General features: G+C 43.3%; 11 protein-coding genes. 5 read left to right on the plus strand and 6 right to left on the minus strand.

The window, feature by feature from the left end:
* Both B3O33_RS12190 and B3O33_RS12195 read right to left on the minus strand, forming a co-directional pair.
* A partial coding sequence (locus B3O33_RS12190) for a 5-formyltetrahydrofolate cyclo-ligase (protein ID WP_292363711.1) occupies nucleotides 1-404 on the minus strand: 404 nt, incomplete at its 3' end.
* Nucleotides 401-829 (minus strand): RrF2 family transcriptional regulator, encoded by a 429-nt coding sequence (locus B3O33_RS12195; protein ID WP_292363713.1) that lies wholly within the window; start codon nucleotides 827-829, stop codon nucleotides 401-403. The genes B3O33_RS12195 and B3O33_RS12190, both read right to left, overlap by 4 nt.
* A gap of 89 nt (nucleotides 830-918) precedes the next feature.
* Here B3O33_RS12195 and B3O33_RS12200 point away from each other — a divergent pair, with 89 nt between their 5' ends.
* The 4 genes from B3O33_RS12200 to B3O33_RS12215 all read left to right on the plus strand — a co-directional run bounded on the left by B3O33_RS12200 (nucleotide 919) and on the right by B3O33_RS12215 (nucleotide 3017).
* Nucleotides 919-1155: a hypothetical protein gene (locus tag B3O33_RS12200; protein ID WP_292360919.1), complete on the plus strand. Its 237-nt coding sequence runs from the start codon at nucleotides 919-921 to the stop codon at nucleotides 1153-1155.
* A gap of 285 nt (nucleotides 1156-1440) precedes the next feature.
* Entirely contained in the window at nucleotides 1441-2166 is a 726-nt protein-coding gene (locus B3O33_RS12205) for an HPP family protein (RefSeq protein ID WP_292360917.1), read from the plus strand.
* Nucleotides 2167-2241: 75 nt separating this feature from the next.
* Complete coding sequence (locus B3O33_RS12210) at nucleotides 2242-2559, plus strand: PepSY domain-containing protein (RefSeq protein WP_292360915.1); 318 nt, start codon at nucleotides 2242-2244, stop codon at nucleotides 2557-2559.
* A gap of 149 nt (nucleotides 2560-2708) precedes the next feature.
* A complete protein-coding gene (locus tag B3O33_RS12215; RefSeq protein ID WP_292360913.1) occupies nucleotides 2709-3017 on the plus strand; it encodes a PepSY domain-containing protein in 309 nt (102 codons plus the stop codon).
* A 35-nt stretch (nucleotides 3018-3052) separates the two neighbouring features.
* On the opposite strand, the gene B3O33_RS12220 is transcribed toward B3O33_RS12215, so the two are convergent.
* The 4 genes from B3O33_RS12220 to B3O33_RS12235 form a co-directional block, all read right to left on the minus strand.
* Nucleotides 3053-4378 carry a sensor histidine kinase gene (locus tag B3O33_RS12220; RefSeq protein ID WP_292360911.1) on the minus strand — a complete coding sequence of 442 codons (1326 nt, stop codon included), beginning with the start codon at nucleotides 4376-4378 and terminating at the stop codon, nucleotides 3053-3055.
* The gene (locus B3O33_RS12225; protein ID WP_292360909.1) at nucleotides 4375-5037 is read right to left on the minus strand and encodes a response regulator transcription factor; all 663 of its coding nucleotides are present in this window, start codon (nucleotides 5035-5037) and stop codon (nucleotides 4375-4377) included. Before B3O33_RS12225 ends, B3O33_RS12220 begins: the two co-directional genes overlap by 4 nt.
* Nucleotides 5038-5039: 2 nt before the next feature.
* Complete coding sequence (locus B3O33_RS12230) at nucleotides 5040-5360, minus strand: PepSY domain-containing protein (protein WP_292360907.1); 321 nt, start codon at nucleotides 5358-5360, stop codon at nucleotides 5040-5042.
* A gap of 98 nt (nucleotides 5361-5458) precedes the next feature.
* On the minus strand, nucleotides 5459-7039 hold the full coding sequence (locus tag B3O33_RS12235; RefSeq protein WP_292360905.1) for a methyl-accepting chemotaxis protein: 1581 nt from the start codon (nucleotides 7037-7039) through the stop codon (nucleotides 5459-5461).
* 274 nt (nucleotides 7040-7313) lie between these two features.
* On the opposite strand from B3O33_RS12235, the gene cfa reads away from it, so the two are divergent.
* Nucleotides 7314-8404: cyclopropane fatty acyl phospholipid synthase (cfa, locus tag B3O33_RS12240; protein ID WP_292363715.1), on the plus strand; the 1091-nt coding region annotated here is incomplete at its 3' end.

An 8404-nucleotide genomic window follows, 5' to 3' on the forward strand; every position in this document is an offset into this window, starting at 1 on the left:
CCTAAACGATGTAAATTTGCATCAAACCCCACTAGTGGAATAAGTAGCACGTCCGGTTGAATAACCTGCGTGTTTTGTGGCACGGGGATATCCCATACCTCAGCCTGCATGATAGATTCCGGACCCCATTGGCGGAATTGCAAGGCTTGTTGCGGGTCTATAATTTTTGGTAAAGCCGCTTGCCAACCCTGTTTGATAAGTCCGTATATAAAATCACGACAATCAATTTCGCCACGCACCGGCCAGTAAAAGCCAATGACGCCTTTAGGGAGAGTATCAATAACGCTTTGTAACTTTTTAAATAAGGCAACCTGATGTAAAACACGCAGCTCATTGGCAAACTCAAGCCGTTGCTCCGTCAAGCGTAACCTTTGTTCTATGCGCCATTGCTGCCAGGTATTCATGCGGATTCCGGTATTTCAAGCAATTCCTGTAAGCGATCTTTATTGAAGATTACGTCAGCCAGGGTGTAATCATCCAACACCTTTAAAAAAGCAGCCTGAGCTTTATGCAGAGCATTTCGCAGTATGCATGCAGGCTGGATAGGACAGGCGATTTCATCACCGAAACAAGGAAGTAATTGCAGATTTTCGGTTTTACGGACCAGTTTTCCTATGCCGATATCATTTACCGGTAAAGCCAGTTTTAAGCCACCTCCACGACCTCGATGGCTGACAATATAACCATGTTGCACAAGCGTTTGTGCCACTTTAGCAAGATGATTGGATGAAATGCCAAAGCGTGNNATGGTCGCAGCCTGCTTACCATGGTGTATTGCCAGATATACCAGCAATCTAAGCGCATAGTCAGTATGCGTGGTCAGTTGCATTATTAATTGACTCCTAAAAGATGGACCAATACTATGCGTTTTTAAATAGGCATGTAAAATGCCTGTTTGTATAACAGTGTTTGGCAATAATGCCTGAAATTCTCAATATTATCCGTCAAACGGTGTTTTATGGATTTATAGAGCGTCATGTTGAGCTATTAAAAGACTGTTTATATAAAAATACGTTCCGTAATCAACCGGGAAGTAAACGTTTTATTCCTTCTCATCAGCAAACCGGTCCCCTGCAAACTATACGGCAACTTTCATTTGCACACCGTGATGTTGTGTTTATTGGGAGATTCAATCTGATTGTTACCCAGCATTGAAATAACGGTTATCACCGTTGTGTGATATTGCCGTTGGAGTCATTGAGGTGCGTACAGATCTTTACAGGATTTATGGTGAGTATTCTTAATTTATAGAGGAGATGAAAAATAAACAAGCTCTGGGGATAACGCTTTCACTCGGGAATTCTCTGGCCGGCGTTAGCCAGATAACGAGGATGATAGTTTGCGTCTTTCTCTGTGAGTAAATTTCTTTTGCATCCGCTTATTATGCAACGAGGCAGATAAGCGGTTTTTATTAACCAAAAACGTAAATCTGAATCAGCAATGAAGCTATCTAAGAGTCTGCAAAAAGAGCAGCAACGATTATTGTCAAACCATCCAAAATTAAGAGAGAAATTAAGTGCCAGCCTGGGTGCCTTTATGGCTATTTGGGTACTGATGATGGCTATTAACCAGTTGCAGTTGACCACTGAAATGCAAGTGTTGGTTCTCGCTTCCATGGGAGCTTCAACATTTTTATTGTTTGTCGTTCCACACAGCCCAATGGCCCAGCCCTGGCCGTTAATGGCTGGACATTTAATTGCCGCTATTGTCGGTGTGAATTGTCATTACTGGATGACGGATCCCATTTTGGCAACAGCAACTGCAGTTGGCTTATCAGTATTTTTCATGCATCTGTTTCATGCACTGCATCCGCCTGCTGCGGCAACAGCGATGATCGCTGTAATCGCTTTCCCGGAACAAAATATAATTTTCTGGCATTTTGTCTATGCCATAGTGATTATTAATGCAGGAAGTCTGCTGATTTTATCGTTGCTGATCAATAATCTGCTGCCTGGACGCCAATATCCACAACGAGATAACCATCATAAACATCATGATCAATTTGTTCGTAAAACGGATAAGGCATTGCTATTAAAAGAAGAGGATTTTAATTGGGCACTTTCTCAAATTGAGGCCATCATAGATGTTTCGGAAACAGACTTGGTGGATTTATATGAGTTTGCTGCTGAACACGCAGAGCGACGAAATTTAAATCAAAAAAAATAAAAGATAACTCTATTCAGTTTGATTTAAGTTTTGATTTGTAAAGTGGGCACACCTTAATCGGAAAGGAGTACCAAAATGAAAACATTTAACAAAATGACACTAGCAACACTTCTGGCTTCAGCATTAACTTTCTCAACAGCAGCAGTCATGGCAGATGATGATGTCGCTACGATGCAGATGAAAGCTGAACAGTTCGGTTTGATCAGCATGGAAGAAGCCAAAAACATTGCTTTACAGGAAAAACCTGGCGTGGTTACCGATATTGAATTGGATGGTATTGATAACGGAAATGGCTGGGAGTACGAAGTTGAAGTTGTACAGGAAGATGGCACTGAATGGGATATCGATATTCATGCTAAAACTGGTGAACTTCGTAAAGTAGAACGTGATTGATAGGTAATTCTATCCTGGCGTAAAAAGCAGCGGCCCGTCTTTGACGGGCCGTTTTTTTATGTATAAATGCTAAAAAATAATTTTAATATTCAGTTTGATTTAATTTTACTTTTATATCGTTGCCTATCATAGATAATAAGAGGCGTGATATGAAAAAATTATTAATATTTTCTGTAGTTGGTACTGTATTAAGCTTTCCAGCTTTTGCAGATGATATTCATGAAATAAAAGCGAAAAGTGAACAACTGGGTCTTATCAGTGTTGATGAAGCAAAATCAATCGCTTTGGAGGCCAGGCCGGGCATCATTGATGATATTGATCTGGAAAACCGTTCATTTTTTGGTGGCTGGGATTATGAAATCGAAGTACTTGGTAAAGATGGTAAGGAGTGGGATGTTTATATCAATGCTGAGACTGGTGAAGTGAGAAAAGTCAGCAGAGATTGGGATTTATTCTGAATAAGCATTGGGAAACCCGCCTTATGGCGGGTTTTCTATACGATTAACGGTAACCTGACTTCCACTTTCAATCCGCCCATTGACGATCGACTGAACAGCATTTCACCACTGTAACTTTCTACGATATCAGCGACAATTGCTAATCCAAGCCCGCTTCCGGCAACGGATTCGTCAGCTCTGTATCCGCGTTGGGCGAGTTGTGACAATTCGCCATCGTCACAGCCAGCACCATCATCCTCGACGACAAAACAGCAATAATGGTTTTGATAAACCTGGATATTGACTCTTTTGCGGCACCATTTACACGCATTATCCAGCAAATTACCCAGCATCTCGAGAAGGTCTTCCCGATCACCGATAAACAGCAGTCCGGGTTCAATTTCCCAATCAATGATTGGGGATTTATCGCGATAAAGTAATTGTAATGTGCGGCTTAATTCAGTGACTTCCTGTTCAAGTTCAACTTTTTGACCCGGCATAGGTGAACCTAATAATCGGGCGCGTTTCAATTCCCTTTCGATAATCTGTCCCATATCCTTGCTCACCTGATTTAATGAATTTTGTATTTCCGGTAAGTCTTTTAAAGTTTCACGTTCGGCCGTCTGGTTGAGTAACGATAACCGGGTTTTGAGAGCATGAGCCAGATTGCCCAGAGCAACACGTGAACGCTGCGTTTTTCGAGTCATTGTGTTGAGCAGGCGGTTCAGCTCTTCAATCATGGGCTGAATTTCTGCTGGGCCCTGCGCATCAATTTTTGCCGTTTCACCCTGGCGCAATCGGGAGAGTTGCTGCTGTATTTGCTGCAGAGGTTGTAAAGCTTTGCCGACAATTAACCATTGAATGAAGAGCAATAAAGCCAGACCAATCGCAGAGACCAGAGAATAAAGCATCTGAAACTGAAAGATATCTTCATCCAACGCACTGATATTTTGAGCAACCGTGATGGTGAGGCTGTGACCTTGCTTGTAATAACCACGTTGTAAGGTAAACAGGCGTTCATCATTGGGCCCATCGATAGATGACTGGGATTTTTGGCCACTTGGTAGTCGTTCGATATCTAATGACTCATCCCATAAAGACCGCGATTGCTTGCAGGATTGTTCTGTACAGACAACATAATAGTGGCCGGAAAATGGCCGTTGATACAAGCTGCTAAGTCGAAGGGAATTAAGTTCGAAAGTCCCGTCCGGACTGATTTCGATACTGGCCAATAACCCTTCACTCTCACTTTCCAGGCGCTCCAGTAACTGGGTTTCGGTAACACGTTCAATCACCAGTGTGATCAGGGCCCATTGCAGAAAAATCAATAGACTTAAGGTTAACGTCAGACCCAGAGACAGTCGGCGTTTAAGGGAAATCATGCAGAGCCGAAAATATAACCCTGCCCACGGCGGGTCTGAATTAAGTCAGTACCCACTTTATGACGCAGCCGATTAACATACACTTCGATGACATTACTGTCTTTATCGCTATCATATTCATACACATGTTCGGTCAAACGACTTTTCGAGATAACCTGACCGGGATGCAGCATAAAGTAGCGTAATAAACGAAACTCGGTTCCAGTCAGGGTAAAAAGACTGCCATTACTCAATGTCACAGACTGTGCGTCTTCATCAAGCAGTAATCCAGCGACCTGTAATGGGCCACCACTGGTGCCTGAACTGCGTTTCAGTACCGCACTGATTCGCGCTAGCAACTCTTCTGTCTGAAATGGTTTGGCGACGTAATCGTCTGCGCCTGCTTTAAAGCCATGGACTTTTTCTTCCCAGCTGCCCCTGGCTGTCAGAATAACTACAGGTACATGGTTATTCCGGCTCCGCCAGTTTTGCAGTACTTCCATACCTGAGCGTTTGGGTAAACCGAGATCCAGAACAATTAAATCATAGGGCTCGATATCACCAAGTGCCTCTGCATCTATCCCGTCTACCGAAAGGTCGACAGCATAACCTGCATTGGAAAGCGCATTTTGCAGGGCTGGACCCATTTGCACGTCATCTTCAACCAGAAGCAATCGCATGTTTAGTCGTCCAGCTCAAGTTCGAGTAAGTCACCATTGGTTGCGTCAAATTCAAGTTCCCATACACGTCCCTGCTCATCAAGAATTTCAATTTCGTAGACCAGCATACCGTCATCCCGTTCAAGTTCGGTATCAATAACTTCACCTTTACGGTAAGCCTTGGCTTTTTCAATAATGGTTTCCAACGGCAGGATTTTTCCTGATTCACGTAACATTCGTGCTTCAGAATGGCTGACATCATCTGCCACGACGGGGCCAGAGATGAAGGCCGTCATCATCAATAAGCCGAGGCCTTGTAATATTGCATTCAATGGCTTTTTCATCGTCATTCCTAATCTAAAAATCAATATCACTTACAATTACACAGGATATTAACTGTCCAGGCTTAATTTAAGCTGAACTGACTTAAGATGGACAAAGCTTATCCTTGTTGAAAACGTTTAATCATATCGCTCATGTGATGTGATTGAGTCGAAAGACCATTGGCGGCGTTATCCGCTATCTCAGCACCATGTGTTACCTGAGCCGCGCTTTCATTCACCTGTACGATATTTCGGTTTATATCTTCACTGACACTGCTTTGCTGCTCAACAGCAGTAGCAATTTGCGTGTTCAGCTCATTCATACTGCTGACTTCATGGGCGATGGTTTCCAATGCCTGAATAGACGCTTTGACATGAAGTTCACTGGTTTCACTGGTTTGCTGGCTTTGTTCCATGACTTTTACAGCTTCTTTGACGGCGTTATTCAACTCACCAATCAAGTTTTGAATCTGCTGAGTTGATAATTGCGTTTTACTGGCCAAGGAGCGAACTTCCTCAGCAACAACGGCAAATCCACGACCATGTTCTCCGGCACGGGCAGCTTCAATCGCAGCATTCAGCGCCAGCAAGTTTGTTTGATCGGCGATACTGGTAATGACATCAATGATCTGGCCAATGTTGCGGGTATCTTTATCCAGCTGAACAACAACATTTGAAATATTGCCAATGGCTGTACTGAGATCACTTAGCGAATTGACTGCTTTGGATGCACTGGAAACCCCGTTTTTGGAAAGTTCATCGGTTTCCCGAGCTTTGGTGGCCGCATAGGCCGCATTATTGGCGACCTCCTGAATGCTGGCAGTCATTTCAGTCATTGCGGTCGCAACCTCTTCCATTCGCATGGCTTGTTCACGAATAGCGGATTGAATTTCGGCAACAGAATGTGCACTGTTATCCGCTTCTGTTTCGATGCTGGCAGCAGAGTCGCGTATCCGACCCAGAGTCGTCCCCAGTCGTCCTTTCAAAAACTCTGTCGCCAGCAGTATCTGACCAACTTCGTCACAGCGGCCGGTATAAATTAATGCCATTAGCGGGTTATTGATTTCCTTCCGAGCATTTTCAGCCGCTTTCTTTAATGGTGAAAATGCCCAGGTGGCGAGCCCCAGAAAAACCAAAACAGCTATCACGGCGATAATAGCGGATTTGTAGGGGGGGATTTCTAACAGTGAGCTGGCAATCATCAGCGATATAAATAATGCCACTAACTGGGCGACTAAAAAACGGTATTTGAGATTCAGGCGAAATAGCCAGCTTCCATCAATTGCTGATTGGCCATTATTAATTCGTTGATAAACTCGTTCAGCTCTTTCAACCCGCTCCCGGCTGGGCTTGCTGCGAACAGATTCATATCCGGTAACTTCACCGTTATCAATCATTGGGCTGACATAACCGTCCACCCAGTAATGGTCACCATTTTTAACCCGATTTTTAATGATACCCATCCAATGATGATTGGATTTCATTGTCTTCCATAAGTCTTCGAACGCTACCGGAGGCATTTCGGGGTGACGGATGACATTGTGGTTTTTATTCATTAATTCTTCAGCATCAAAGCCGCTGATTTTCTGGAAGGTGTCATTAAAGCTGGTAATAATGCCTTTCAGGCTGGTGGTTGAAATGATCTCTTCGCCTTCGGGGAAAGGCACTTCTTTATGAGTTATTGGAAGATTTTTTTTCATGATGCTGCCCCTTGATTTCTTATTTTTATCGATGGTATTTGTAAAAATCCTACCGATCTGGCTGAGAATAATTTGAGATACATATCGGCATATTCATCACAGACTTTAAGCCAACACTCGATAAATGATTAATTTGCATAATTTATATGAACAATACGCTTAATTGGCAGAAGCCTGAAGGATCAAAAAAACAGGAATTCCCTTATACAAATCATCAGATTTTTCAGCTATGGTAAGACTGTAAATCTGAAAGAATAGAGGAGAAATACCATCTATGACTGATTCAACATCAAAAGCAGCCCATGTTCATTTGAGTGAAGAACGGCAAAGTCAAACGAAAACGGTTTCTCCACCCACTATACTTCGGGATGCCGCTCATCTGGCGGGCGTCAGTTTTAATGGCGATCAGCCATGGGATATTCAGGTGTTTGATTCCAGAGTCTATCGCCGGATTTTGACTCATGGCTCATTAGGCTTTGGTGAAAGCTACATGGATAACATGTGGGAATGTCATGAACTGGATGAGTTGTTTCATCGATTATTAAAGGTTGATATCGAAAAGCATTTGGGGAGTGTCGCGAAATTCCGCCTGTATTTCGAAATCATCCGACAAAACCTGTTCAATCGCCAAACCAGTAAACGGGCTTATGAAGTAGGTAAAAAACACTACGATACCGGTAATGACATTTTCCAGGCAATGCTGGATCCGACAATGAGTTACTCTTGTGGCTATTGGGCGAACGCCGACACACTGGCCCAGGCGCAAATTGGCAAACTGGATTTAATCTGTAGAAAACTGATGCTTCAACCCGGCGAACGGGTACTGGAAATTGGTTGTGGCTGGGGGAGCTTTGCTCAGTACGCTGCCCAGAATTATGGCGTGGAAGTCTATGGTATTACCATCTCCAAAGAGCAGCAAATACTGGCTCAAGAGCGTTGTGCTGGATTACCGGTAACAATCGAGTTAATGGATTACCGTGATCTTGAAGGCCAGTTTGACAAAATAGTATCCATTGGCATGTTTGAGCATGTTGGGCCAAAAAACTATCCGGTTTATTTTGACAGTGCTATGAAGCTGTTAAAGCCTGAGGGTTTGTTTTTATTACATACCATCGGCATTCATGCCACCTCGTTGAAAGTTGATCCGTGGATTGACAAATATATCTTCCGTAATGGCAAATTACCCTCCGCCGAAGAACTGGCCTCAGTTATCAATGGACGTTTTGTCATAGAAGACTGGCACAATTTCGGCACGGATTACGATAAAACGCTTATGGCCTGGTGGGAAAATTTCGATAAAGCCTGGCCTGAATTATCAACCCATTATGACGAACGTTTTTATCGTATGTGGAAGTATTATTTGCG

The organism is Methylophaga sp. UBA1464 (assembly GCF_002325665.1).
In the GTDB taxonomy this organism is placed as follows: Bacteria; Pseudomonadota; Gammaproteobacteria; order Nitrosococcales; family Methylophagaceae; genus Methylophaga.

Coding starts and splice junctions, on each gene's coding strand:
- B3O33_RS12200 (WP_292360919.1), top strand. CDS start 919: ATGCCTGAAATTCTCAATATTATCCGTCAAACGGTGTTTTATGGATTT.
- B3O33_RS12205 (WP_292360917.1), top strand. CDS start 1,441: ATGAAGCTATCTAAGAGTCTGCAAAAAGAGCAGCAACGATTATTGTCA.
- B3O33_RS12210 (WP_292360915.1), top strand. CDS start 2,242: ATGAAAACATTTAACAAAATGACACTAGCAACACTTCTGGCTTCAGCA.
- B3O33_RS12215 (WP_292360913.1), top strand. CDS start 2,709: ATGAAAAAATTATTAATATTTTCTGTAGTTGGTACTGTATTAAGCTTT.
- B3O33_RS12220 (WP_292360911.1), bottom strand. CDS start 4,378: ATGATTTCCCTTAAACGCCGACTGTCTCTGGGTCTGACGTTAACCTTA.
- B3O33_RS12225 (WP_292360909.1), bottom strand. CDS start 5,037: ATGCGATTGCTTCTGGTTGAAGATGACGTGCAAATGGGTCCAGCCCTG.
- B3O33_RS12230 (WP_292360907.1), bottom strand. CDS start 5,360: ATGAAAAAGCCATTGAATGCAATATTACAAGGCCTCGGCTTATTGATG.
- B3O33_RS12235 (WP_292360905.1), bottom strand. CDS start 7,039: ATGAAAAAAAATCTTCCAATAACTCATAAAGAAGTGCCTTTCCCCGAA.